This is a genomic window from Agreia bicolorata, from assembly GCF_000938265.1.
GTDB classification, from domain to species: Bacteria; Actinomycetota; Actinomycetes; order Actinomycetales; family Microbacteriaceae; genus Agreia; species Agreia bicolorata.
Window position 1 is genome coordinate 382,524 of sequence record NZ_JYFC01000003.1, and the last position, 25,209, is coordinate 407,732.

Below are 25,209 nucleotides of genomic sequence, written 5' to 3' on the forward strand. Positions count from 1 at the left end.
GTGAGATTTCCCCACATGCGGCAAAGGAGCAGACATGTATTCACAGGACGGCGAGAGCTTTTTCATCGTCGACGCCCACGTGGCGTTATGGGATGCGCGACCCGAGAACCAGCGCAACATTCACGGCAAGCAGTTCATCGACTGCTTCTACGACTACCACGCGAACCTCTCGCCCGAATCGCAGAAGTGGAGCTACGAGGAGTACCTCTATCAGGGCGGCGAGCGTCTGATGAAAGACCTCTTCACCGATGGCTACGTCGACCACGCGATCTTTCAGCCCGCCAAGCTCGGCGAGTTCTATCACAACGGCTTCGGGCAGACAGAAGAGGCATGGGCGCTCACCCAGGCCAACCCAGACAAGCTCACGTACAACCACAACTTCGATCCCCGTCTCGGCGAGGCCGGCCTCGACCAGCTTCGTGCCGATGCCGAGCGCTTCGACCTCAAGGGAGTGAAGCTCTACACGGCCGAGTGGAACGGCGATTCACGTGGCTGGAAGCTCGACGACCCGTGGGCCTATCGATACTTCGAGCTCTGCCAGGAACTCGGCATCCGCAACATCCACGTGCACAAGGGCCCGACCATCCGCCCGCTCGACCGTGACGCCTTCGACGTGGCCGACGTCGACCACGCGGCCACCGACTTCACCGACCTCAACTTCGTGGTCGAGCACGTGGGCCTGCCTCGGCTCGAGGACTTCTGCTGGATCGCCACCCAGGAGCCCAATGTTCATGGCGGTCTGGCGGTGGCGATGCCTTTCATCCATACCCGCCCGCGCTACTTCGCTCAGATCATCGGCGAACTCATCTACTGGATCGGTGAAGACCGCATCCAGTTCTCCAGCGACTACGCGCTGTGGACGCCGCGCTGGCTGATCGAGGCCTTCGTCAACTTCCAGATTCCCGAGGACATGACCGAGTACGCCCCCATCACGATGGATCAGAAACGCAAGATCCTCGGCCTCAATGCCGCGAAGATGTACGACATTCCGGTGCCGGCCGAACTGCAGCTGCCGAACGCAGACGAGACCGCCACGGGCTCGCGCCAGCCGGAACGAGCCGATCTGGCGGCCGTCTGATGAGCGCCGATCCTGCTGTGCTTCCGCTCACCGAACGTGATGTGCTGCGCGCGCTCGACGCGGTGATCGACCCCGAGCTCGACGAACCCATCACCGACCTCGGTTTCGTGCGATCGGTACGCTTCACCGAGCAGGGCCTCGAGGTGCACCTGCGCCTGCCCACCTCGTTCTGCGCGCCGAACTTCGCCTACCTCATGGCGTCCGACGCGAAAGATGTGCTCGCAGCGCTGCCCCTGTCGGGCACGGTCGTGGTGGAACTCGATGATCATCACGACTCGGAGATCATCAACCGGGGGCTCGCGGCCGACGCAGGCTACCGGGGCACCTTCCGGCACGAAGCCGAGAGTGATCTCGACGAGCTGCGGGCGATCTTCCAACGCAAGGCACATACGGCGGCGATGGAGCGGGCGCTCACAGCGATGTTGCGATCCCGGCCCGACCTCGAGGAGCAGGATGTCGCGGACGTGCGCCTCGGCGACCTGGCCGACGACGAGGCCAAGGCCGCCCTGGTGCGTCGACGGGCGACTCTCGGGCTGAGCCTCGATGACTCGGCCCCCGTCTTGGTCGACGATCACGGCGTTCCGCACCCCGCCGCATCCGCTGCTCTGGCCCTGCGTCGCGCGCGGTCGACCCGCATCTCGATCGACGGCAATGCGCACTTCTGCCGGGGACTGCTGGCCACTCGATACCCGGGGTCGGAGTCCGACCAGGCGCCGCGCGCAGAAGAGACTTTCTTTCCCCTCTCCACCCTCAGAAGCACAGCCCGAAGCGCTGTCGAAACCCCACGAAAGAGCGTTGCATGAGCACCATGAGAGCCGTGCAGGTCGTCGGATACCACCACGACCTGCAGCTGACAGAGATTCCGCGCCCCAAGATCGATGGTTCGTTCGACGTGATCGTGCGTATCGGCGGGGCCGGCGTATGCCGCACCGATCTGCACATTCTCGAGGGTCAGTGGGAGCAGAAATCTGGCGTGACGCTGCCGTACACGATCGGTCACGAGAACGCGGGCTGGGTGGATGCGATCGGCAGCGCGGTCACGAATGTCGCGGTCGGTGACAAGGTGATCGTGCATCCGCTAGTCACCTGCGGGCTGTGCCGCGCCTGCCGATCGGGCGACGATGTGCACTGCACCCAGAGCGCCTTCCCGGGAATCGACACCCATGGCGGCTACGCCGAATACCTCAAGACCTCGGCGCGCAGCGTCGTGCGCATCGCTGACTCGCTCGAGCCGGCCGACGTCGCGGCCCTCGCCGACGCCGGACTGACCGCGTACCATGCCGCCGCGAAGGCCGCCCGCACACTTCGGCCGGCCGACCGCTGCGTGGTCATCGGAGCGGGAGGCCTGGGGCACATCGGCATCCAGGTGCTGAAAGCCCTGACCGCCTCGGAGCTGATCGTGATCGACCGCAACCCGGCCGCGCTCGAATTGGCCGCGTCGCTCGGCGCCGACTACACGGTGCTGGCCGATGGCGATGGATCGCATGTCACCCGCGTGCTCGAGTTGACCGACGGTGTCGGTGCCGAGGCCGTGATCGACTTCGTGGGCGAGGGCGGCTCGACCGCCGAAGGTGTGCAGATGCTGCGCCAGGCCGGCGACTACTACGTGGTGGGCTACGGCGAGAACATCAACGTGCCGACGATCGACATCATCTCGAACGAGATCAATTTCATCGGCAACCTCGTCGGCAGCTACACCGACCTCACCGAGTTGATGGTGCTCGCCGCCCGCGGACTCGTGACATTGCACACCGCGACCTATGCGCTCGACGACTTCCAGCAGGCGATCGACGACCTCAATGCGGGTCGCGTGCGCGGCCGCGCCATCCTCATCCCATAACGACCTTCTTCCCAGCCATCGGCCATCCGGCCACATTCGACAACGACGTCAGGAGCGACATCATGCCCGCCAACCTTCCCATCCGCACAGTCATCAGCCCCGGACGCTACGTTCAGGGTCCAGGCGCCATCAACCGTCTCGGCGAGTTCCTCGCGCCGATCGGATCGAAGCCCCTCATCGTCGCCGACGATGTCGTCTGGGGTTTCGTCGGCCACGACGTCGAGGCCTCCCTGGCAGTGAGCGGCCTGCCGGTGCGCCGCGAGACCTTCAACGGCGTTCCCACCGCGGTAGAGATCGATCGCCTCGTCGCCGTGATCGCGGACGCGAAGGCCGATGTCGTTGTGGCGATCGGCGGCGGCAGCACGATCGACGCCGTCAAATCCTCCGGCTTTCTCGCCGGCATCCGCTGGGTCACGGTGCCCTCCGTGGCGTCGACGGATGCCCCCACCTCGGCACTCGCCGTCATCTACACCGAAGACGGCGCGTTCGAGGAGTACCGCTTCTTCCCTCGCAACCCCGACCTCGTTCTCGTCGACTCACAGCTCGTGGCGAACGCGCCGGCGTCCTTCCTGGCAGCGGGCGTGGGCGACGCTCTGGCCACCTGGCTCGAAGCCCGTGCAACATCACGCTCGAACTCGAACACCATGGCCGGCGGTCTGCCGACCGAAACCGGCACGGCGCTCGCGCGACTGAGCTGGGACGTTCTGTGGGAGAACGCCCTGCCCGCTCTCGACGCGGTGCGCGACCACGTGGTGACTCCTGCTGTCGAAAAGGTCATCGAGGCCAACACGCTTCTCTCCGGTCTCGGCTTCGAATCGGGCGGACTGGCGGCCGCGCACGCCGTTCACAATGGACTCACCGCGGCACCGCAGACCCACGGACTTGCTCACGGCCAGAAGGTGAACATCGGATCGATCACCCAGCTCATTCTCGAGGGAGCGCCGACCGCCGACATCAGAGACTTCATCGAATTCACCACGCGCGTCGGGCTGCCGACGACCCTCACCGAGATCGGACTCAGCGCCGACTCATCCGAACTCACCCAGGTCGCGGAGCTGGCCACCGTTCCCGGCGAGACCATCCACGCGATGCCCTTCGAGGTTCGACCGATCGAGGTCGTCGCGGCGTTGAAGTCGATCGAGCGCCTAGCCCGTCGAGTGCGCGCGGATGCGAAGCTGCCTGAGCCCGTCGCCTATGTGGCGCACCATTGACGGTGGCGGGTGCGTAGATCAGGAGAAGATGTCCTTGATGAGGCTGTAGAAGCCGAAGATGGCGAGCAGAGCGCCGATGATCCACCACCAGTCCGCTCGGCGGGCGAGCCTGCGCCCCTGGGGTGCAACGCCCGCCCGCCGATCGTAATTCGGGATGGCCGCGCCTTGCGTCCATGCCGCACCACCGGCATCCAGACGCTCGTCTCGCCACCGCGCCCACTGCCGCACCCTCTGCGAGAGCACCTCGACGGTGTCGAGAAGCGGCCTCCAGAGTTCGGGATCGAGGGTGGAGAGCTCGCCCTGGGCGTAGAGAAACAGGTAGTCATCGACGATCTCGATATCGAAGGAAGCGGCGTTGTCGATGAACCGCGCCATGATGTCGGGTGTGAAGAGGTAGAGGGCATCGGCTTCGTAACCAACGGGGCAGTAGAGAGCGAAGTGCCGGTCGAAGTCTCCCTCGAGTGACAGTCGCTGCCGGGCCGCGAGCGCCACGGGCAACGCTGCCCGGCCCCACGAGTTGTTCTTCTGGGCATCGAGAACGATGTTGGGCAGAGGCGTGGCCAGGCGGAGCGCCACATAGCCCCAGCGATATACCGATCGGTTCTTGCCAGACCCGACGATGGAGGTGTGATTCGCGATCGTCGTCGGCTCCTCGCCGCCGCGGCTCACTATGTCGGTCGAATACGACGACGACTGCCCCTCCCTGGTGAAGATCATGCCGGGGAGCCACGGCCGCTCAGTCCGCGGCGAGTAGCTGAACGAGTTGGCCCGAGCGAACTCGGCGATACGAAACTGCCGCACCCCGTTGCGCTGCCGCAGAGCCCTCACGAGGAACGTGATCCCAACGACGGGCATGGCGATGACCGGCACGAATGCCATGACGCTCGACGGGCCGTTGTCGCGCAGGACGAACTGATCGAAACCCACCGCGGTGAGGAACATGATCATGAAGACAAAAGGAATCGCGATGAAAGCGACGGGCAGCAGCACGGTCCCCAGCTTCGGCCGCACAGTGGAGGGGAGCGTGCGCCGGAAGACGCGAAGTGCCCGGCGGTCGATGCGATCGGTCAGCGGCCGCGTATCCAGAGTCACCCGACCAGAGTAGTTGCAGCCCGCGAGTCCGCTTCGCGACAAAACAGATACATCTCGTAAATGAGACATCCCCAGTCGGCTGAACTCGAAGCCGACGGGATCTGGAATCTCTGTCGTGGCGACTGCATGCCGGTATGACGGACAAAGCGAACCTCCCAGAATTTCCGGGAGGTTCGAGGAAGTTCACCTAGCCCGACAGACCGAACTCACAAGAATGACTTGTAAGTTCGCCGGTACGCGTCAGTTCACCGACTCTTCGTCCCACTTCATGCCGGTCACCAAGCCCGTGTAGTGCCAGCGATGTGAGTCGTGGAGCATGACTCTCCTGAGCACGCCCAGGTGGCGCGTCTTGGACGTGTCGATACGCGCGAGGCTCCTTGACCCGTCGGCTCCAACTCGAAGGCGAGTCTCTTCGACGAAGTCGATGTAGTGGGTGGTGGTGCCTCAAAGTGTGTCGAGGATAAGTACGCGCTTCTCGGTATTGAAGTCGTAGACCAGGAGTCCCTCGTCGTCGAGCTCGATGCCGGGGCCTTCTGCATCGGGAGCAATTGCCCGCGAGAGGGGTGGCTCGCCGGCGTTGGTCTCGGCCCAGGTGTATGTGTCGGTGAGGTTTTGAGTCCTGAAGAAGGTCGCCGCTGCATCCTCGGTCGAGGCGACGATGATGTGGCTAGGAATGTGAAATGTCATGTCGCTGCCATGCGCGGCCTTCGCCGAACGGATGTCGACGCATGATAGCCACAACCTGGCGGGATTCCCAACATGTTTGCGAGGACTGGACCCTCATCGCATGAGGCAACTTGGCTCGGTGACCCACGCAATCGGCCGGACCTGCTAACCGTAAAGGATTCCTTTATAGTTGCCCGCCCGAACGCGGTTCACCGCTGTCATAGGCCTCGAGCAGCCACGCAGAGCTTACGCGGCCTCCACCCATCCAGGGTGTCTGCATCGGCGTTGCATTAGACGGCCGGCGCGGTCGATTCTCAGCTCCGGGTTACAGCACTCGAGTCTTTGCTCGCCTACACGCGGCCTATTCGCCGTCGACCGAATCCCCACCGAGTTCCTGGGCCAAGAGCGACAAGTGCGCGTCGGAGGACTCCCATCCGCGGCCTCCCGAACGACTTCGCGCGAGACGTCCACCGTCGGCGTAGTCCGCGTACGCCTCGGTTCCTTTGACTCGTTCGGCTCCCCGGCTGCTGGCTATGAACTCGATGTGGTCGCCGAGTCGAAGCTGCCACCCGACCTGATGACCCAGTCCGAGGAGCTCGAACACATCGTCAGGGTTGACGGACGAGTTCGGAGTCTCCGTCCTTCCTGTCGCCGCATCGATGTCGACGTAGAAACCTTTGAGTTTGTTCGAGTCTCCGTCGGCGGCTCTCCTGTCGAGTTCCGCAAGATAGTCGTCTACCTCCCCGAGCAACAACTCGTTCACAGGGGGCGGGGCGACGTCGAACCAATGAGGTTCGTGGACGATGTAGTCGTGGACCGCGCGAAGCTTTGTCTGGTGCGAGCGCCAGTTCTTCCAGAACGTCGCATCGAGGTGCGGGTCTCTCAATCCTTCACGAAAGGACCGAACCTTCGCCTTGTGAATCATGACGGCCTTGCCGGCCTCTTCGAGCGCCAGCACAGCCAACGCCCGGGCTCGTCCGACGGAACCGTGTTCGAGCAATAGCCGAGCGTCTTGGGAAAGGTGAAAAGCGTTGGACAGCACTTCGTCGTATAGGTCCTCCACCTGAAGGAACGAGAGTTTACGGAAACCCATGAGTACCTCCGACGTCCGGGGCAACTCAGCGCAAGCGGTGAGCGGCCTGCCCACAATCTACTGCCAGTTCGAGTCTTCCAGGATGGACACCGCGACAGACAGGCGTCCGAGCCCAATCCCTCACCGCGCATACGAGCGTCATGACACCAGTCCGCAAGGTCGAGCCCAACGGCGAAGCCCTGGCGGACACGCCACACGTCATCGAGGATCCGCTGTCGCATGTGATGAATATGCTTCAGCCGTGACCGACTTGACCTCGTTGCCCGACTCCCTCCCGCAGACGTTCTTTTTCCCGTGGGCGAACGGCACCGGATACCCGGACGACCCGACCGCCTTCACGCTCGCTCTGTCGAACAAGCTGCGCTTACCGGTCACGGTGCTCTGCTCGAGCCAGTCGAGCCTGCCAGATCCGCTGAGGAAGGCCGCGTTCGTGACGCCGCGCGTGAACCATGCCGTCCGGGGACCGTCCATCGTCCTCCTTCACTACCCGGATTACCGGCTCATAGACCACATACCGCTGAGTTACGCCCGACACGTAGTCGCAGCCGAGGTGCCCAGTCACCCTCTCGATGTGTGGGCGGCTAAACGCGAAGCATTCAATGTTCGGGCGGGCAAGACGATGACGCTAGACATCGACGACCGTGTGCGTGAAATCTACGAACGCATCCTGTGGAACGGCAATAACGCCTGGAGTGACAAGCCAGGTAAACGCGATGCGCTTCAGGACTTGACCACGCTTCGGAACATGGATGCACTAGACCGAGACAGCCTCATCGGCTACCTCTTGGACGAGAAGGGCTCGTGGGCACTCGATACACTCGCGAAGCTCATCAAGCAAGCCCAAACGAAGTGAGTGAGCGGAAAAACGTTCGAGCCTAAGGAGTTAGTCCGTAAGGCGGAGTTGAGACAGGTCACATTCACCGCAGTGCTGTCGACCCGCAGGTGGTTCTTTTCACTGACGCGCGTTGCGATGGGCTTCGGGCGCCGGGGACCGGTCAGTCGATATACCGCCCATGTGTCATGACCTCGTCAACGGATCCGTCTTCGAGGTAGAAGGTCTCGCCGGTGAGTGAGGCGAAATGAGGCTTGTTGTCGAGATAAAGGGAAACCTCAATTGTCAGCGCGATGGTGTCGATGGTGAGGGTGCTGTTATCCGGACTGGTGAAGTTCACGTCACTCCTTCAATCATGATTGATGCTAGGGTCAACGTAGCATGACCCGCTCCGAAGATAGAAGTGAACTTGTGAAGACATCTGAAACCAGCGTCGACGTCGCTCCGGCGAGCTCATTGCTCAGGGACATCGAAATTCTGGTCATCGAAATTGCGCAGGCGGAACGCGACCTTTCCGCACTGGTAACCCGCGCTCGTCTCGACGGCGCTTCCTGGAAGCAGGTCGGAGCTGCGCTAGGAATCTCCGCGCAGGCGGCGCACCAAAGATGGTCCAAGCTCGGACCAGAAACTCATCGGCGCCTGCAGGCCGAATGGGTTCGGAAGAACGACCAGAAGGAGAACTGACATGTCTGATTCATTCGTGCCTGAATACGAACGGGAGCGACGCTTCCTTGTCGCAGAGAAGTCAATCGTCCGTGGCGCCAGCTGGGAGTTCATCACCCAGGGATACTTCTTCGCCCAGGATGGCTACGCCCTCCGGGTCCGCCTGACCGAGAAGCCGGCCAACCGCACCGGAGCGTTCGAGCATGTAGGCGCCAAGGTCACCGCGAAGGGTCCCCGCATCGGCGACGAACGTGCCGAGTACGAGACGGAGATGGACCCGCTGCTGGCGGTCGAGTTCATCGCGAGGTGCTCGAACGTCATCCGCAAACGCCGCTACCACCTGGTCTTTGAGAAGCAGATCTGGGAAATCGACGAGTTTCTAGAGAAAAACGAAGGCCTGTGGATAGCGGAGCTCGAGGGCAAGGACATCCGCGACGTTCCGGTGCCGCCCTGGGCCCTGCGCGAAATCACGTCGCACACTGAGTTCAATAACGACGAAATCGCGTTCAAGCCCGTCTCTGAGTGGGAGGGGACAGACTGGAAGGCCGAGTCGCCTTGGGACTGGAACTGACCTACTTGACGAACGCGCTGGGAACCGCGTGGGCAGAGCTACCGCCGAGCTGGGCAGCAAGCTCGTAGACTTCCCGGTCCGTCAGGCTGCACAGATAGTCGGCCACTGCTCGTGCGAGAACCTCGCGGGGCGAGTAGTGGTCCGACTGCACTCGGCCCAGCGCGACATAGGTCGTCAACAACGACGGCACACTTCTCTTGCTGTGGGCGGAGGCCTCCTTGAATTCGGACTCCTCCTTGTCCGAATCCGGGGTGAGCCATACGCCGGAGACCATAGCGAAGAGAGCGGTAAAGCACTTCGTCACCACGGATTTTTGTCCGATGCGCACGACCGCCAGTTGCGGATTCTCGATGACGAAGTGCCACGTCAACTGTTGAAGAAATTCCATGAACGTCTCGAGATGTTCGACGCCGAACTTGACCTTGTTATCCACCACGCTCAGATCTGAAACAAACTGTGTGATAAGTCCGGAACGCCAACGAGCCAATTCAGCTCGCCCGTTTGCGTCGTCGACGAACGGACGGGAGGGCAGGCTCGTTTCGATACCTTTTAGGACAAATTCTAGGGTTGGGAACTTTTCGACACGCGGCGATGGAGATGGCGCGTCACCACCGTCGTCGATGACCGCTTCAGCGGCGTTTTCCGGAACCCCGACAGCGAGCTGGTATTGATCGAACTCCTCTACGAGCTTCTTGAGGTTGGGGCTTCGAATTTCCTCTTCCTCACCACGGATGTAGTCCATGAGTTCTGACAATCCTCGGCCTTCAAGATTGAGGGTGCCGACAGGTATGAGGTTCGCTTTGTAAAAATCTTCGAGGTCGTGAACCGCATAGGCGATGTCATCGGCAGCGTCCATAATCTGAGCCTCGAGGGACCGCTCTAGTAGCGGCGCACCCTCCATAGCCCATTGCAATGCTTGAAGGTCGTTGTCGTAAGCACCCCATTTATGCAACTTGTTCTCGTCATCGTTATCACCCCTGGCCCATGGGTACTTTGACGCAGCCAGCAAAGTACGGCGTGTCAGGTCGAGTCCGAAAGCCTCGCCCTCCTTGACACCATTCTTGGCGGCCAGGCGCGCCATAATCCGGAAGGACTGAGCATTGCCTTCAAAACCATCCGGAAGGATGCAGCCACCCGTATCGCAGGGAAACTTGCGACGCCCTTTTATCGTGGACTGTCGTTCCTTATAAGTACTAACGTGCTCTTTGCCACGATGCTTCTCACAAACGAGAAGTTCTTGCAGAGCCACCTCGCCGGTGTGACCGAACGGCGCGTGGCCGATGTCGTGAGCGAGCGCCGCCGCCATCACAACGTCGATATCGACGTCCAGGCCGTCTGCCTTGAACTTTACAGCGATGGTACGGGCAACCTGTTCAACCTTGTACGAATGCGTCAGCCTGTTGTGGAGCGACGTCGACATAACGGTCGCTACCTGCGTGACTCCCTCGAGGCGCGCAAACTCGCGCGAATAGAAGATGCGGTCGCGGTCACGATGTCCTGGCTCGCGGGGGTCGTTCGACTTGCCCCGCGCGGGGCTTCCAGATTTCCGCTCATACGGATCCACGACGGCAGAATCGCCTAGTCCTACCCCGACCGAGGCAGCATTCGTCAATTTTTAGAATTCGATTGTGAGGTCGGCGCGAATTTCGCCATCAAGCTCATTGAACGCACGACGAGCGAGGTCCGCGTCGTATCCATACCGAGCCATGGTCCGCGCATAAACAAGGTACGGAACTGGTTGTTCCCGCTCACGAAGCTTCTCCAGTACTGCCTTCGCTGTCGCGTGCGACTTGGTGAGCATCCGTGTTTCGAGAATTCCTGGCAATTTGCATTCCTCCTGTGACAACGGCGATGCGTAACACCGACGTTAATGGGCTGACTGGCGCTTTAACGAAAAAAGAGAGAGCGCCGTTACGTTCGGCCCCGCATGCGTCTCTGTTTCCTCAGTCTAACTACGCGTCTGGGGAAGTGTTCTACCAATTTTTGTTACGACGCGCCGAACGATGTCAAGTTGTGTGTTGAGTCTCGCGCATTCGCAGTGTGCGTCTGGAACGCCACGCGGCTCGACTGTATCTATGCGCAGTTGCCATACGAGCTGTAAATCGTGTCAAGCCGCAGTCGCTTCGGTCACCCAGCGACGCGTGCGATGCGCGGGTGCTGTTCTGTGGTTACCGACGCGAACGTCTCGGTATGAAACACCGCCAACAACGACAACGCCTGCTCGTCGAGGGCAATGTGATTGCCCTCCAGCTCCAGCTGTATTGCTCGGGCGAGTTCGGGTGTCACGGTGGGGTCATCGATGAGAACGTTCGCCCGAAGCTTTCGCTGCGCGGATGAATACTCCTACGCTGCCATGGCCGAGAGCATTCGTTCGCGGAACTCGTCGGTGCTCATCAGGACCACGGGCTGACGAAGCTCAACATCGTCGCCGTCAGCGACATCTGGTTGCGTCTGAGACGGCATGGAGATCTGGTGAAATCATCGGCGCCGACCGGGATGCCGCCAAGCGCCGGCGAGGCATCGGGTTCGACCCCCTCGCGGAGCCATCCCGGTCAACGTACCCGTGGGCCGCGGAGTTTGAACTCCTGAATGACCCGCGTGCGTTTATCGCGCGTTCGTATATGGAAAACCCCTCCGGGAGGCAGCTACCACTTTTGAACTGGCCGGCAGTGCGGGATGTGTCAGCTGAGGTGTCTCCTGCCGCGGCGTACTACCTCGAGCAGTTTGCTCTCGAGAGCACGGCCGAGGTCCAGTAGCTCGGCCCGAGTTATGGAAACGCGATGAGGGTGCCCGGGGGAAATTGACCGGCTCGCTTCTGATTCGGTGAACTGATGCGACCAGCAGCTTGCATGGGTTTGAGTGTCTTCATCTTTACGTGGCCGGCGTGGAAGGGCGTGAACTCGATGACGTAGGTGACGACGTCATCGATGTCCACGGTCTGTCCGGAGAACTCGAGCAGCAGCGCGTCTTCGAGAACTGTGAAATCCGGGGTCACATCAAAGAGCACGGCCTGATTGTTGAGCATGTCGGAGAACCGAAAATTGCCGGTGGGGTCGACCTGCCACATCGCGTACTTCATCTTGTCGAGACCCTTGAGGCTGCGAGTGCCGAAAAACAAGTAATTGCCGGTGCGATTTCCCGAGTTCACCATCTGAAAACTACGGACGTAGCGAAATCCGCACTGAGCGGCGAGTTGGCGCCGGTAGAGGTCGTGAAGGAAAGGCATCCTGTTGGCATCGCCCGCAGGCGGCGCGTTCTTGAATTCATCGGTTCCGAAGAGGGCCTCGAAATGCTCGTCCACAATGTTGCCGGTCGCGAAGCGGTTGGCGCTGTTGGCGTCCCAGTAGATGAACAGCTCGCTCTGTTTGTACTTCATGAGGCGAGCAATGAGTTCTAACGGAACGTCTTTGTAACCGAATGGGTCCACGAACGCGAATGTGGGCGCCATCCTGTCGTCGCCAAGGCTTGTCAGTATCTGCTCCGCGACAGTCTTGAAGTTGTCGTTGTGCACTTTGACGACCACGTTCTTGGGCCAGCCTTTGTGCTCAACCGAGAGCTTGTCGACGTGGGCTTCCAATTCTGCGTGACGTTCCGTGTTGAACTCGTTGAAAATGAAGACGAACTGCGTCTCCTTCATTCGTGTTGCGTGCCCGTGGTCCAGAAGCGTTCTCAGAGCCAGTTCCGGTGAGCCGGGCTCGCCGCCCGCGTAGCTACCAGGGCCGGCAAATCCGTCGATGAAAACTACCCGCTTGCTCCAGCTCGACAGGACTGGAAACCACGCATTGAGGTAGTGGCGGAGGATTGCGTGCTTCGCGCTGGTGTGAGGCTCAATCGCCCAGACCGTTGCGTTCCTGTCCTTCGGTGCTGTTTCCTTCTTGGACATGCTGACCTCCCATTAGTTCCCCGCCTACGAGGACACTATGGTTCATCAGCTCGCGCCTCGGCTGCGCGACACGGAGACTCAGGGTCTCAACCGGCGGCTGCGGCCCGAGGCATCTCGTTCCAGATGAGCCCGTCCAAGGTTCGTCCGCCCGCTTTCGGGGTCCGTCCACCCCACTGCTTGTGAAAGAACGGAACGTCCGCCTCCGCGCACGCATCTCGAATTTCTCGTACCCATGCGGCTTCCATTGGACGCGCGTGGGGACCTGACTCGCCGCCAGTGATGACCCAACCGATGCCCGTCAAATCAAGCCCGGTAAGCGCGCCCAGCAGAGGCTCGCACGAAAGGAAGCGAACAGCTGCTGGAACTTTCCGCAGGTCATCTACTCGGTCCAGCTGGTCTGCGCTTTCGACGCTCACGCCTAGCCAAAGGTTCGCCGGCCAGTTGAGCTTGTCCATCACCTTCGGGAGCCGGGAAGCCCGTTTCGTCAATACTTGATAGGTGTGCTGAGGGGTGTCGGCGATGACATCAAAAACCTGACGAACGAAGTCCAACGGTACTTTTGCGTGAAACAGGTCGCTCATCGAGTTGACGAATACGACCTTCTGTCCCTTCCATTTATAGGGTTGCTGAAGAGCCGTGGGATGAACCGCGATACCAAACCCGGGGCCCGACGTAATCGGGTTTCCGTCGTTTTGGTACTTGAGTGAACCCATTGCTTTGAGCCGCTTCGAGAGTGCTAGGGCGTAACAGTTGTCGCATCCAGGGCTGACCTTGTCACATCCCGTCGTCGGGTTCCACGTAACCTCGGTCCATTCAATTCCGGAATTCTCAGCCATCACAGTCCTTACGCGTTTCGCGTTACGTGATTCGCGTAACGCGGTGTGTGTAGCCTACGGGTATGGATTCCGATTGGCGGCTGCACCTGCGGGAAGTCTCCGCATTCGCGTTCGGGCAGCGGCATCGCTTGGAGCTGATGCTGGAGATTGCAGACTCCGAAGATGGAATCGTGTGCCTTACCGATTTGACCCGAGCGCTTGGCGTCACGATGAGCAGTCTCCAGCGCCCCTTTGAGAGCCTGCTGCAGACAACATTGGTCAGCCCGATTCCTGACATGGACTCGCGCTACCGCTACTTCCGGTCGAACCCCAGCAGTGCGTGGGACTGGGCTTACGAACTCGCGGACAGGACGCGCGGTGTCGACCTAGCAGGGTCCTGGAGAATCGACCCCTCCGAAGAACCGTCGAAGAGCAACCCGCGTGATTCTTTGCCCAGAGCTTGAATAGCTACAACACGAAGGGCTTCGACGGAGGGAGACACCATCCGAGACGGCGGCCCCAGCAGTTCGAACAGCGGGTTCTGGGCTTATCCCCACATCTCCCACCGTCAGGGCAGATACGTGCTCCGGGTCGATGCCGGTTTCGGCGATAAGGCGTTGAATGGGCAGGTCTGCCGGGCTGCGGATGGCGAGTTATCTTCAGTCATATCGAAGCTATGCGCGGCGTCAGGACGAGCCGTCTTGAGCGCCTGCCTAACACAATGCGCCCATCACCATCAGGCGCGACCCGGCTCGGAGCTTCTTGAGCCCGACCGACTGCCAGAACCTAGTAGCCTCCGCTGCGCACGTCGAAGACTGGCTGAATCAAGCTCCACCCAGTCGAGCGTGTGCCGGAGAAGAACTGTTGTGCACAGCCGCCCGCGGCCCAGCTTCCGCATGAGTTCCTCGACCACGAGCCGCCCAGAGCCTCGGCCTCGGTACTCCGCCTCAACGATTGCCGAATCGATGATGAGGGCCAGCTCGCTCTCGAACGGGTCATGCTCGAACACCTCAAGTCCCAACCCGAGCACACCGCCCGAGACCTCGTCCAGCGATTGGACAACGGCATGAAGGGAGCCTCAAAGCACTCGGCTACAGTCTGGTCTTCGACTATCGGAGTGACCAACTTGTTCTCAGCGAACAGTACGAAGGTGCACTCCAGGTCGAAGGCGCGTGGTACTCGCCGGCCCTGACCACGTCTTTGATAAACGCAACCATAGACTGGCGCCGCGGCAAGGCTGAGGACGAGACCTACTACAAGCGCAGCAGGCAACGCGCGCGGTACCTGATTCGTCCGAAGGAGAAGGCTGACGCCCGCGGCCACCAGTCGATGATGTGCCCGGCCGCAGGTCCCCACCGCCACAGCGGTTTGTCCACTTAGAGAGCTGGTCAATAGGAAGCCCGACGGGCTCCTGCTGAGAGTTCTCATCCGCCGAAACACGTCGGTGCCATGTACGCGACCGCCCGCAACACCATCGAAGGATTCAACGGCTACATCAAGGACGGCAGCCGCGAACCGATGGACCAGTCGTCCAGGCGACGACTACACGGGCACACGGCTCAGTACTTTCTGGTGGCGGTGCAGATTGCTTCGGCGAATGTGCGGAAGATTCTGTCGTTCCTAGCTTCTGAGGCTGGGGAGACGGACCGTGCGGTTGTTTCTCGGGACGTGCCGCGGAAGCGAAAAAGCCAGGCGGTGAAGCTGAATAGCGTGGCACCCGACTTGGTGCGCGGGGAGCCGCCGAAGTAGCTTGGGGTGTTATGGGGACTTTAGTTTCGACGTGGGGGTTTGAAGGAGCAATTGTGGCGTCCGAAGACGGGCGCCTTTTGTGTTTTAGAGGTGGCGGGCTGGGGGCGGGGGCTGTTTGGGCGGGGCAGCAGGTTAGAAGGGGTGAAAAGCGAAGAGCCGGGCAACGATTTTTCGTTGCTCGGCTCTTTTTGTTCGCTCAGGGTGAGTTACGCAAACTGTTTTTAGTAGTTTCGCAATCAGCCCCGCGTGCGCGAGGGGGGACTTGAACCCCCACGCCCTTTCGAGCACTGGCACCTGAAGCCAGCGCGTCTGCCAATTCCGCCACTCGCGCGAACTTAGAGAGATTAGCACGAAGGGGCGGCGCGGGGGAATTCGAGGAGGATGTGGTGGTCTCGATACGCGCTGCTCCTTCGTCGCGAGCGCTACTCGACCGACGCAAAGGGCGCCCGTCGACCACGCCGTGGTTAAGAGGTACGAGAATCACGCGATAACAGGCACAGAACGCGTACTAGGTGGATTTGCACGCAACACAAGTAACATCTACCTGAGCCTCGCCGCCCGAGCTGTGGCGTGCGCGCAAGAAATGGGAGACACGTGGGACTGCTGGACAACTTCGAGAAAGGTCTCGAGCGTGCCGTCAATGGCGCCTTCGCCAAGACCTTCCGCTCGGGGCTGGCGCCGGTCGAGATCACCTCCGCCCTGCGCCGTGAACTCGATACCAAGGCCGCTGTCATCTCGCGCGACCGCATTCTCGTGCCCAACTCCTTCCGGGTCATCCTGGCCCCCGGCGACTACCAGCGCATGCAGGCCATCGGCCCAACGCTGAGTGACGACCTCATCCAATTCATCCAGACCCACGCGAAGCAACAGGGCTACCAGTTCGCCGGCGGCATATCGATGGAGCTCGTGCAGAACGCCCGCCTCACCGATGGTCTGGTGCAGATCGAGTCGGCCAACGCAGCCGGAGAGGTCACGTGGACCCCGGTTCTCGACGTGGCCGGCAAGCGCTACCCCATCACCTCGTCGCGCACCGTCATCGGCCGCGGGTCGGATGCCGACATCACCATCGACGATCCCGGCACCTCTCGCAAACACGTCGAGATCCTGTGGGACGGCAAACACGCCCAGGTCAAAGACCTCGGCTCCACGAACGGATCGCAGCTCAACGGCTCCCCCGTCAAGAAGGCCACGCTCGAGCCCGAATCGGTCATCCAGATCGGCCGCACGCGCATCGTGTTCCGCGTTCTCGCGCAGTCGGCCAGCGTCGACCAGTACTCCGATCTGCGCACCCAACGCCAGAGCCGCGCGCCAGAGCCGTTCCGCGAACAGCGCCCGCTGCCGCCACGACCCGACCGGCCCCGCCACGACCCGGGCGGCTTCTGGAGGGACAACAGTTGAGTGAACTCACCCTCCTGATCCTGCAGTTCGCGTTCCTCGCCCTTCTCTGGATCTTCGTCTTCGTCGTGGTCTACGCCATGCGCAGCGACCTCTTCGGTCGCCGGGTCAAGAAACTTCCGGATGCGCAGGCCGCCGGCGCGGCCGGCCCCGCGAGTGCGGCTCCCGTCGCCGCCGTGAGCACCAACACCCCGCCTCGCCAGCAGGCACCTGTCCCCCAGTCGAAGGTGCCCACCTTCACTCCGCTCGAGGGCTCCTCAGCGGGAACGCATCCCCGCGCCACAACCGGCAACGCGTCCCGCCTGGTCATCACCGCGGGCACGAAGAGCGGCACTGAAATTCCTCTGGGCACGATGCCCCTCACCATCGGCCGCTCGACCGACTCGAGCGTGGTCATCCGCGACGACTATACGTCCACGCACCACGCCCGGCTCATGGTGTGGAACGAGGAGTGGATGCTGCAGGACCTCGACTCCACGAACGGAACATTCCTCGACGGCAAGCGCGTCACCTCTCCGGTGAACGTTCCTCTCAATACGCCCATCAAGATCGGCGCGACCAGCTTCGAGTTGCGGCGCTGACACATGGCCCTCGTCACATCGAGCGCCGCCATCTCCCATGTCGGCAAGATCCGCTCGAACAACCAAGACTCCGGGTTCGCCGGCCAGTCCCTGTTCGCGGTGGCCGACGGCATGGGTGGGCACGCGGGCGGCGATGTCGCATCCGCTCTGGCCATCACGCGACTGCGCGAGATCGACGGAGAATACGGCTCGGCCGTCGACGCGGAATTCGCCCTGCAAGAGGCCATCGTCGCGGCCAATGCGATCCTCGCCGAGACCGTGTTCGAGCATCCCGAGCTCACGGGCATGGGCACCACGCTGTCAGCCCTCGTTCGCGTAGGCCAGAGCGTGGCCCTCGCCCACATCGGAGATTCGCGCGTCTACCGCTTCCGCGACGCAAATCTGACTCAGATCACCGCCGATCACACCTTCGTGCAGCGGCTCGTCGATTCGGGCCGCATCACGGCCGAGGAGGCGAAGACCCACCCCCGACGCTCGGTTCTGATGCGGGTGCTCGGCGACGTCGATTCAACACCGGATGTCGACCTGCAGGTCATGGACACCCGTCCCGGCGACCGATGGCTGATCTGCTCAGACGGGCTCACAGGCGTGGTCGACAACGACCACATCAGCGAGGCGCTGGCCAGTGAGATGACGCCGGCCGAGGTTGTCTCCGACCTCGTCAAACAGGCCCTCGACGGCGGTGCCCCCGACAATGTCACCATCGTGGTCGTCGACATCAGCTCGTCGTTCGACGAGCACGGCGTCGAACCCGTCACCGTCGGCTCCGCATCCAAACCCGTCGCATTCGAGGGAACCCTGGGTCGTCGCGTCTCCCGGCTACCCGGCCTGCGCCTGCACCAGCGCGGCCCGGCAGACCCCAGCCACTTCGAGCCGGAGTCAGAGGATTACCTCGACGAGCTGATCGAAGAGAACCGGCGCCGTTCGAGACGACGAAAGACGGCCTGGCTGGCCGGTGCCCTCGTCATCATCCTCGCCATAGCGGCCGGCGCCATTGCCGGCTACAAATGGACGCAGACCCGCTACTACGTGGGCGACGTCGACGGCCAGGTCGCGATCTTCCACGGCGTGCAGCAGACCATCGGCCCGATCGCCCTGTCCGAGGTCTACCAGACCACCGACATCCAGCTCGACGACCTGCCGTTCTACACGCAGGAGCAGGTGCGCGACACCATCAGCGCCGACTCGGTGAAAGCCGCGCTCGAGATCGTCAAGCGTCTCGGCGCCGCGGTCGAACCCGAGCCGACATCGACACCGACGCCCACTCCGTCCACGACTCCAGCACCCGACGCGCCGGCGGCCCCCGTTGGCTGACGTGAACGGGTCGTCTCCCGTGATCGAGGCGTCGCCACTCGTTCCGGATGCCGGGCGCGGCATCCGTCGCATCCGCGTGCCCCAGAAACTCCGCAACCTCGAGTTGTTCCTGTTGATCGTCGCGTGCGGAATCAACGCGTTCGCCGTGGTGCTCGTGCAGCTCGGCGCAATCGGAGCCGTGGATTCGACGGTGATCACCCTCGGCGCGAGCCTCTCGGTGCTCGTGCTCGGCATGCACGTCGCCCTGCGCTACGTCGCCCCGAATGCCGACCCGTTCATCCTTCCTGTCGCCGCGATCCTCAACGGCATCGGCATCGCCGTCATCTACCATGTCGACCTCATCAACGGAGATACGGGGTGGGATTCGACGGCCATCAGACAGGTGGTGTGGAGCGCCATCGCACTCATCTGCGCCATCGCCGTCGTGGTCGTCATACGCAACCATCGCGTGCTGCAGCGCTACACCTACGTCTTTATGTTCGTAGCCTTCGTGCTACTGCTGCTGCCGATGCTTCCCGGTGTCGGGCAGGAGATCTTCGGGGCCCGCGTCTGGATCCACATCGGCCCGTTCTCCTTCCAGCCCGGAGAGATCGCCAAGATCCTGCTGGCCATCTTCTTCGCCGGCTTCCTCGTTCAGCGCCGCGACACTCTGTCGCTCGTCGGCCGAAAGGTGCTCGGCGTGCGATTCCCTCGTGCACGGGACCTCGGGCCCATCATCGTCATCTGGGCGCTCTCGATGTCGGTCATCGTCTTCCAGCGCGACCTCGGCACTGCGCTTCTCTACTTCGGCCTCTTCGTCGTTATGCTCTATGTCGCCACCGGCCGCACGAGTTGGATTCTGCTCGGAGGCGGGCTCTTCCTCGCCGGCGCAGTCATTGCGAGCCAGACCCTCACCTACGTCAACGATCGCTTCAACGCGTGGCTCGACCCGTTCAGTCAGAAGAACTACGACGACGTAGGCGGCAGCTTCCAACTCGTGCAGGGCATCTTCGGTCTCGCCAACGGCGGACTCATCGGCACCGGTCTCGGTCGAGGCCGACCCGACATCACCCCCCTCTCGCAGAGCGACTTCATCGTCTCGGCGATCGGCGAGGAGCTCGGCCTTGCGGGCCTGTTCGCCATTCTCTGCCTCTACCTGCTGCTCATCGCACGTGGACTGCGCATCAGCTTTGCGGGCCACGACGACTTCGGTCGGCTGCTCGGCGTGGGACTCTCTTTCGTGATCGCGTTGCAGTGCTTCGTCGTGATCGGTGGCGTCACCCGGGTCATCCCCCTCACCGGCCTCACAACGCCCTTCCTGGCCTCCGGCGGCTCGTCGCTGATGGCCAACTGGATCATCGTCGCGCTCCTGCTGCGGCTGTCGGACACAGTTCGCAACCAGCCAAGGCTGGTGATCTAGTCCGATGAGCAAAGAACTCAAACGCGTTGCGATCGTCGTTCTGCTGATGTTCGGTGCCCTCTTCGTGGCGACCACGAGCATCCAGTTCTTTCAGACCGATGCCCTCGCCGCCGACAGCCGCAACACGAGAGCCCTGTACGCGAGCTACGACGCCGAACGCGGGCCGATCCTGGTCGACGGACAGCCGATAGCCATGTCTGTTCCCTCCGACGACGACTACAAGTTCCAGCGCACCTATCCGAACGGGCCGCTCTACAGCCAGGTCACTGGCTACTACACGCTGGGCCAGGGCTCCACAGGAATCGAACAGTCGCTAGGCGACTACCTCTCAGGAACGGCCGATTCGCAGTTCCTGGCCCGTATCAACAGCATCATCACGGGGCAGAAACCCAAGGGCGCCTCAGTCGAGCTCACGATCGATCCCGTGGTTCAGCAGGCCGCATGGGATGCACTGGGCGATCTCAAAGGCTCGGTCGTCGCGATCGAGCCGTCGACCGGTCGCATTCTGGCCATGGTGTCTAAGCCCTCATTCGATCCGAACACTCTTGCCGTGCACGACAGCAAAGCGGTCACAGACGCGTACACGTCGTTGATCAACGCCGACGACGACCCTCTGGTGAACCGCTCAATCGACGGCAACCTGTATCCGCCGGGATCGACGTTCAAGATCGTGACCTCGTCTGCAGCTCTCCAAAGCGGAATCGCCGCTACCGACACACAGCCGAACCTCGGGCGGTTCCCGCTTCCCGGATCCAACAACACGGTGTCGAACGCCGGCGGCGGAACCTGCGGAGGCGGCGACTCCGTCTCGCTCGAGACCGCTTTCGTGCTCTCGTGCAACATTCCCATGGCAGAGTTCGGCGTGCAGATGGGCGACAGCACACTCGTCGACATGGCCAAGGCCTTCGGATTCACCAAAGACCTCGACATCCCCATGGCCGTTCAGCCCAGCACCATCCGTTCACCGATGGCCGACGACAAGCTCGCACTGGCGTCTTTCGGCCAAGACGAAGACAGGGTCACGCCGCTTCAGGTCGCCATGTTCTCGGCTGCCGTCGCCAACAAAGGAACCATCATGAAACCGAACCTGGTCGACTCCATCACAGCGCCCGATCTGACGGTGCTGCAGCAGTTCGAACCGAAGGTCTTCGCCGAGCCGATCACCTCTGCAACATCGTCGACACTTTCGCAGTTCATGGTCTCTGCAGTCCAGAATGGCGCGGCGACTAATGCAAGAATAGATGGGGTCAGCGTGGCCGGTAAGACAGGCACGGCGGAGAACGGCGAAGACGATCCGTACACTCTCTGGTTCACCGGTTTCGCCCCCGCAGACAACCCTCGGGTAGCCATCGCGGTAGTGGTGGAAGACGGCGGAGGCGAAAACCAATCCGGCTCGGGGAACTCCATCGCCGCGCCGATAGCAAAACAAGTACTTGAGGCGGTGCTGAATAAATGAGACCCACAGCAGGGCTCACCTTCGGGGGACGCTACGAACTCTCCAGTCGCATTGCGATCGGAGGCATGGGCGAGGTCTGGAAAGCGACTGATCTTGTCATCGGTCGGACTGTCGCAATCAAGATCCTCAAAGACGAATACCTCGGAGACCCGGGCTTCCTCGAGCGCTTCCGCGCCGAAGCTCGACACGCCGCTCTCGTCAATCACGAGGGCATCGCCAATGTCTTCGACTACGGAGAAGAAGAGGGCAGCGCTTACCTCGTCATGGAACTCGTTCCCGGCGAAGCGCTCTCGACCATCCTCGAGCGAGAGCACGTGCTCTCGACCGACCGTGTGCTCGACATCGTGGCGCAGACCGCCTCAGCTCTGCAGGCCGCGCACGCCGCGGGTCTCGTGCACCGCGACATCAAGCCGGGCAATCTGCTGATCACGCCCGATGGCCGCGTCAAGATCACCGACTTCGGCATCGCACGCATCGCCGATCAGGTTCCACTCACCGCGACCGGACAGGTCATGGGAACGGTGCAGTACCTGTCGCCCGAGCAGGCTTCAGGCCAGTCGGCGTCGCCGACCACCGACGTGTATTCGCTCGGCATCGTGGCCTACGAATGTCTCGCCGGCAAGCGTCCGTTCACCGGCGAATCGCAGGTCGCCATCGCGATGGCGCAGATCAACGAAACGCCTCCCGACCTGCCGATCACCGTGGCAGAACCTGTGCGCAACCTGGTTCTCTCGTGCATCGCCAAGAAGCCCGACGACCGTCCGTCGTCGACAGCCAACCTCGCGCGCGCTGCGACAGCTCTGCGCCGTGGAGACATCGCGGCCGCAGCAGCCGCGGTACCCGCAATCCTTGGCGGTCGCCCTGCTCCGCAGACACAGGCCACCAGCCTGATGCCCACGGCCAATACGGTGGCCTACGGCGCCACCCAGGCCACGACCGTCATCGGCGCAGCCGGTGCCGACGGACTGCCCCCCATCGACGCCCAAGGCACTGCTGACGCCGTCGACAAGAAGAAGAAGAAGCGCAGCCCTTGGACGTGGCCGCTCATCGTTCTTATCGCCATCCTCGTTCTGGTACTGGGCGGAATCATCACCGCCCTGGTCATCGGCCAGAACGGGTCGAATAACGTGCCGGTGACATCGAGCTCGTCAGCTCCTCCCACAAAGGACACGCCAACTCCGACACCCAGCACCCCCACTTCGACGCCGACCCCCAACACGGTCGCAATCCCGGAGAGCGAGCTCATCGGCAAATCGTTCGACGAGGCGGCAGCCGTGCTGGTGGCGCTCAACTTCGACTTGAGCGCATCGAGCGTCACGGGCAACGCGGCGACCTCTGCGGAGCAGGTGGGAACGGTCTACAAGGTCAACCCGGTCGGCAACGTGCAGCGCGGTACCAAGATCGAACTCACGGTCTACGGTCCCCTTCCAACAGTGAACGCGCCCGCTACGGCGCCGAAGCTCGGCAGCGTCGATGCCCCGACGCCCCTCCCCGCCAACCAGGTTCCGGCGGGCACCGGGTCGTTCACCGTCACCTGGAGTGCCTACAGCTGCCCGTCAGGAACGAGCCTCGGCGCCTACTCGATCGTGGCCACCAACGCGACCGTGCTCAGCGAGCCGGGAATCGGCACTCAGGCGACGCTTCAGGCAACGGCCGCCGGCCCGGTCACCGTCGCCTACACGGTCACCTGCTCAGGAATCGTGTCTCCCGCCTCTCCCGCTCTCAGCCTTACGGCCGTCGCCCCCAGCAACTCGGGCAATGGAAACACTCCCCCGGCAAACAACCGCTGACAGTCCCCACATCCCGTACACCTAGACTGAGAACCCCCCGCCCCACCGACCATGGAGTATCACTGTGACCGATGAACATCGCCTGCTCGCCGGGCGGTATCGAATCGGAGAAGTCATCGGCCGTGGGGGTATGGCCAATGTCTACTCAGGAAGAGATGAGCGCCTCGGGCGCCAGGTAGCGATCAAGCTCCTGCGCTCCTCTCTTGCGAGCGATCCGGTCTTCCGCACGCGTTTCAAGCAAGAGGCACAGGCTGCCTCCCGCATGGCGCACCCCACGATCGTGCGGGTGTTCGACGCTGGCGAAGAGAAGGTGCGCGAGCCGGGCGGCTTCGAGGGGGTCGTTCCCTTCATTGTTATGGAGTACGTCGAGGGGCGCCTCCTGAAAGACATCATCAAAGAGGGCCCGGTGGCCCCCGCCGAGGCGATCCGTATCACCGAGGGAATCCTCACAGCCCTTGAATACTCGCACCGGGCAGGTGTCGTTCACCGCGACATCAAGCCAGGCAACATCATGCTCACCACCTCGGGCCAGGTGAAGGTCATGGACTTCGGTATCGCCCGCGCGATCTCCGATTCCTCAGCCACCGTCGCGCAGACCACCGCGATCCTGGGCACTGCTCAGTACTTCTCCCCCGAGCAGGCGCGCGGCGAGTCGGTCGATGCGCGCACTGACCTGTACTCGACCGGTGTCGTTCTTTTTGAGCTGCTCACAGGTCAGGCGCCCTTCCGTGGCGACACACCCGTCGCGGTTGCGTACCAGCATGTCAGCGAGACACCTCCGGTTCCCTCGTCGATCAACCCCAACATCTCGCCCGCGATCGATCGAGTCGTTCTTCACGCGCTCACCAAAGACCGCTTCTCACGATTTCAGTCTTCAGCCGAGTTCCGCACAGACCTGCAGATAGCCGGCGCAGGCAAGATCCCGTCGAAGCGTCCTCCCGTCGAAGACTTCCAGTCATCGCTCTTCGGCGCGCCCCCGAGCCTCACGGCCACGTCAGATGCTGCCCTCACCCAGCTTGCGGGTGACGACGACTACGCGGTTCGCACCCAGTCAAGGCCACCGGTCGTGTGGATCTGGGCGGGTATCGCAAGCGTGGCTGTCATCATCATCGCCATTGTCTTCTGGATCTTCACGCTCCAGCCCACCACGATCGTTCCCGACAACTCGATCACGGTTCCGAATGTCGCCGGTCAGACATTCGACTCGGCCGACAGCACCTTGCAACAAGTAGGCCTGGTGACCGCCAGACAAGACATCTTCGACGCGGAGATTCCCGAAGGTCGCGTCATTCGCACCGACCCCGAACCGGGAACGGTGCTGAACGAGAACTCCGATCTGATGATCGACGTCTACGTCTCTCTGGGCAAGCAGACCGTCTCAATTCCGGATGTCTCGGGCAAGCCCGACTCAGAGGCGACGGGAGCGCTCACCGCACTCGGGCTGACGGTCGGCTCCACCACAAAAGAGAACTCCGCCACCGTTCCTGCCGATACGGTGATTCGCACGACTCCCGCCGCGGGAACCGCGAGCTTCGTCGGTGATTCCATCGATCTCGTGATCTCGTCCGGTCTCGTCACTGTTCCTGACGTGACCGGGCAGGCGCTCGAGGTGGCGAGCACCACCCTTCAGGGTCTTGCGCTTCAGGTCAGCGTCAACGGCGACCCAGGCTGCAAGACCGTTCCCGGCAACCCGGTATCGAGCCAGTCCATCGCCGCCGGAGATGCTGCGCAGAAATCAGCCATAGCCATCCGATACTGCACCGGGCAGTAGAACCCGGCTG

24 protein-coding genes and 1 tRNA gene are annotated in these 25,209 nt (G+C 62.3%); 16 read left to right on the forward strand and 9 right to left on the reverse strand.

Annotated elements, in window-relative coordinates; translation table 11 throughout:
* Positions 1-34 precede the first annotated feature (34 nt).
* From TZ00_RS08685 to TZ00_RS08700, 4 genes are all read left to right on the forward strand, one after another.
* A complete protein-coding gene (locus TZ00_RS08685) occupies positions 35-1,078 on the forward strand; it encodes an amidohydrolase family protein (RefSeq protein ID WP_044440892.1) in 1,044 nt (347 codons plus the stop codon).
* Positions 1,078-1,881, forward strand: coding sequence for an iron-sulfur cluster assembly protein (locus TZ00_RS08690; RefSeq protein WP_044440894.1), 804 nt, complete (start codon positions 1,078-1,080; stop codon positions 1,879-1,881). Before TZ00_RS08685 ends, TZ00_RS08690 begins: the two co-directional genes overlap by 1 nt.
* Positions 1,878-2,918 carry an NAD(P)-dependent alcohol dehydrogenase gene (locus TZ00_RS08695; RefSeq protein WP_202965832.1) on the forward strand — a complete coding sequence of 347 codons (1,041 nt, stop codon included), beginning with the start codon at positions 1,878-1,880 and terminating at the stop codon, positions 2,916-2,918. The genes TZ00_RS08690 and TZ00_RS08695 overlap by 4 nt, the downstream gene beginning before the upstream one ends.
* Positions 2,919-2,980: 62 nt before the next feature.
* The gene (locus TZ00_RS08700; RefSeq protein ID WP_044440896.1) at positions 2,981-4,129 is read left to right on the forward strand and encodes a glycerol dehydrogenase; all 1,149 of its coding nucleotides are present in this window, start codon (positions 2,981-2,983) and stop codon (positions 4,127-4,129) included.
* Between the two features lie 18 nt (positions 4,130-4,147).
* On the opposite strand, the gene TZ00_RS08705 is transcribed toward TZ00_RS08700, so the two are convergent.
* From TZ00_RS08705 to TZ00_RS08715, 3 genes are all read right to left on the reverse strand, one after another.
* A complete protein-coding gene (locus TZ00_RS08705; protein ID WP_044441404.1) occupies positions 4,148-5,221 on the reverse strand; it encodes a hypothetical protein in 1,074 nt (357 codons plus the stop codon).
* A 444-nt stretch (positions 5,222-5,665) separates the two neighbouring features.
* Positions 5,666-5,908, reverse strand: a complete 243-nt coding sequence (locus tag TZ00_RS08710; protein WP_044440897.1) for a hypothetical protein — start codon at positions 5,906-5,908, stop codon at positions 5,666-5,668.
* A gap of 340 nt (positions 5,909-6,248) precedes the next feature.
* Positions 6,249-6,980 carry an AbiV family abortive infection protein gene (locus TZ00_RS08715; RefSeq protein ID WP_084606002.1) on the reverse strand — a complete coding sequence of 244 codons (732 nt, stop codon included), beginning with the start codon at positions 6,978-6,980 and terminating at the stop codon, positions 6,249-6,251.
* Between the two features lie 241 nt (positions 6,981-7,221).
* Between TZ00_RS08715 and TZ00_RS08720 the strand changes: the two genes are divergently transcribed.
* The gene (locus TZ00_RS08720) at positions 7,222-7,833 is read left to right on the forward strand and encodes a hypothetical protein (RefSeq protein WP_044440901.1); all 612 of its coding nucleotides are present in this window, start codon (positions 7,222-7,224) and stop codon (positions 7,831-7,833) included.
* A gap of 142 nt (positions 7,834-7,975) precedes the next feature.
* On the opposite strand, the gene TZ00_RS19945 is transcribed toward TZ00_RS08720, so the two are convergent.
* A complete protein-coding gene (locus TZ00_RS19945; protein ID WP_161793751.1) occupies positions 7,976-8,152 on the reverse strand; it encodes a hypothetical protein in 177 nt (58 codons plus the stop codon).
* A 41-nt stretch (positions 8,153-8,193) separates the two neighbouring features.
* Between TZ00_RS19945 and TZ00_RS08725 the strand changes: the two genes are divergently transcribed.
* The gene (locus TZ00_RS08725) at positions 8,194-8,496 is read left to right on the forward strand and encodes a hypothetical protein (protein ID WP_152631129.1); all 303 of its coding nucleotides are present in this window, start codon (positions 8,194-8,196) and stop codon (positions 8,494-8,496) included.
* A 1-nt stretch (position 8,497) separates the two neighbouring features.
* Entirely contained in the window at positions 8,498-9,046 is a 549-nt protein-coding gene (locus TZ00_RS08730) for a CYTH domain-containing protein (RefSeq protein ID WP_044440905.1), read from the forward strand.
* A 1-nt stretch (position 9,047) separates the two neighbouring features.
* Here TZ00_RS08730 and TZ00_RS18810 read toward each other — a convergent pair whose 3' ends face one another.
* From TZ00_RS18810 to TZ00_RS08750, 4 genes are all read right to left on the reverse strand, one after another.
* Positions 9,048-10,610: a deoxyguanosinetriphosphate triphosphohydrolase family protein gene (locus TZ00_RS18810; RefSeq protein ID WP_161793752.1), complete on the reverse strand. Its 1,563-nt coding sequence runs from the start codon at positions 10,608-10,610 to the stop codon at positions 9,048-9,050.
* Positions 10,611-11,173: 563 nt separating this feature from the next.
* Positions 11,174-11,332 carry a hypothetical protein gene (locus TZ00_RS19950; protein WP_161793753.1) on the reverse strand — a complete coding sequence of 53 codons (159 nt, stop codon included), beginning with the start codon at positions 11,330-11,332 and terminating at the stop codon, positions 11,174-11,176.
* Between the two features lie 481 nt (positions 11,333-11,813).
* Positions 11,814-12,929 (reverse strand): three-Cys-motif partner protein TcmP, encoded by a 1,116-nt coding sequence (locus tag TZ00_RS08745; protein WP_044440909.1) that lies wholly within the window; start codon positions 12,927-12,929, stop codon positions 11,814-11,816.
* Positions 12,930-13,015: 86 nt separating this feature from the next.
* Positions 13,016-13,765, reverse strand: a complete 750-nt coding sequence (locus tag TZ00_RS08750; RefSeq protein ID WP_044440911.1) for a DUF5131 family protein — start codon at positions 13,763-13,765, stop codon at positions 13,016-13,018.
* Positions 13,766-13,827: 62 nt separating this feature from the next.
* On the opposite strand from TZ00_RS08750, the gene TZ00_RS08755 reads away from it, so the two are divergent.
* Both TZ00_RS08755 and TZ00_RS08765 read left to right on the forward strand, forming a co-directional pair.
* On the forward strand, positions 13,828-14,208 hold the full coding sequence (locus TZ00_RS08755) for a hypothetical protein (protein WP_052521423.1): 381 nt from the start codon (positions 13,828-13,830) through the stop codon (positions 14,206-14,208).
* Positions 14,209-15,193: 985 nt separating this feature from the next.
* Positions 15,194-15,493 carry a hypothetical protein gene (locus tag TZ00_RS08765; RefSeq protein ID WP_044440915.1) on the forward strand — a complete coding sequence of 100 codons (300 nt, stop codon included), beginning with the start codon at positions 15,194-15,196 and terminating at the stop codon, positions 15,491-15,493.
* A 247-nt stretch (positions 15,494-15,740) separates the two neighbouring features.
* Here the strand turns inward: TZ00_RS08765 and TZ00_RS08770 are convergent.
* Positions 15,741-15,824 (reverse strand) — tRNA-Leu (locus tag TZ00_RS08770).
* 263 nt (positions 15,825-16,087) lie between these two features.
* Here TZ00_RS08770 and TZ00_RS08775 point away from each other — a divergent pair.
* The 7 genes from TZ00_RS08775 to pknB all read left to right on the forward strand — a co-directional run bounded on the left by TZ00_RS08775 (position 16,088) and on the right by pknB (position 25,199).
* Positions 16,088-16,891 carry an FhaA domain-containing protein gene (locus tag TZ00_RS08775; protein WP_084606004.1) on the forward strand — a complete coding sequence of 268 codons (804 nt, stop codon included), beginning with the start codon at positions 16,088-16,090 and terminating at the stop codon, positions 16,889-16,891.
* Positions 16,888-17,469 carry an FHA domain-containing protein FhaB/FipA gene (locus TZ00_RS08780; RefSeq protein WP_044440917.1) on the forward strand — a complete coding sequence of 194 codons (582 nt, stop codon included), beginning with the start codon at positions 16,888-16,890 and terminating at the stop codon, positions 17,467-17,469. Before TZ00_RS08775 ends, TZ00_RS08780 begins: the two co-directional genes overlap by 4 nt.
* A gap of 3 nt (positions 17,470-17,472) precedes the next feature.
* A complete protein-coding gene (locus tag TZ00_RS08785; RefSeq protein WP_044440918.1) occupies positions 17,473-18,783 on the forward strand; it encodes a PP2C family protein-serine/threonine phosphatase in 1,311 nt (436 codons plus the stop codon).
* A gap of 1 nt (position 18,784) precedes the next feature.
* Positions 18,785-20,182: an FtsW/RodA/SpoVE family cell cycle protein gene (locus TZ00_RS08790; RefSeq protein ID WP_052521472.1), complete on the forward strand. Its 1,398-nt coding sequence runs from the start codon at positions 18,785-18,787 to the stop codon at positions 20,180-20,182.
* 4 nt (positions 20,183-20,186) lie between these two features.
* Complete coding sequence (locus TZ00_RS08795) at positions 20,187-21,638, forward strand: peptidoglycan D,D-transpeptidase FtsI family protein (protein ID WP_044440919.1); 1,452 nt, start codon at positions 20,187-20,189, stop codon at positions 21,636-21,638.
* Positions 21,635-23,428: a protein kinase domain-containing protein gene (locus TZ00_RS08800; RefSeq protein WP_044440921.1), complete on the forward strand. Its 1,794-nt coding sequence runs from the start codon at positions 21,635-21,637 to the stop codon at positions 23,426-23,428. The genes TZ00_RS08795 and TZ00_RS08800 overlap by 4 nt, the downstream gene beginning before the upstream one ends.
* 64 nt (positions 23,429-23,492) lie before the next feature.
* On the forward strand, positions 23,493-25,199 hold the full coding sequence (gene pknB / locus TZ00_RS08805) for a Stk1 family PASTA domain-containing Ser/Thr kinase (protein ID WP_139368761.1): 1,707 nt from the start codon (positions 23,493-23,495) through the stop codon (positions 25,197-25,199).
* The last annotated feature ends 10 nt before the right edge of the window (positions 25,200-25,209 follow it).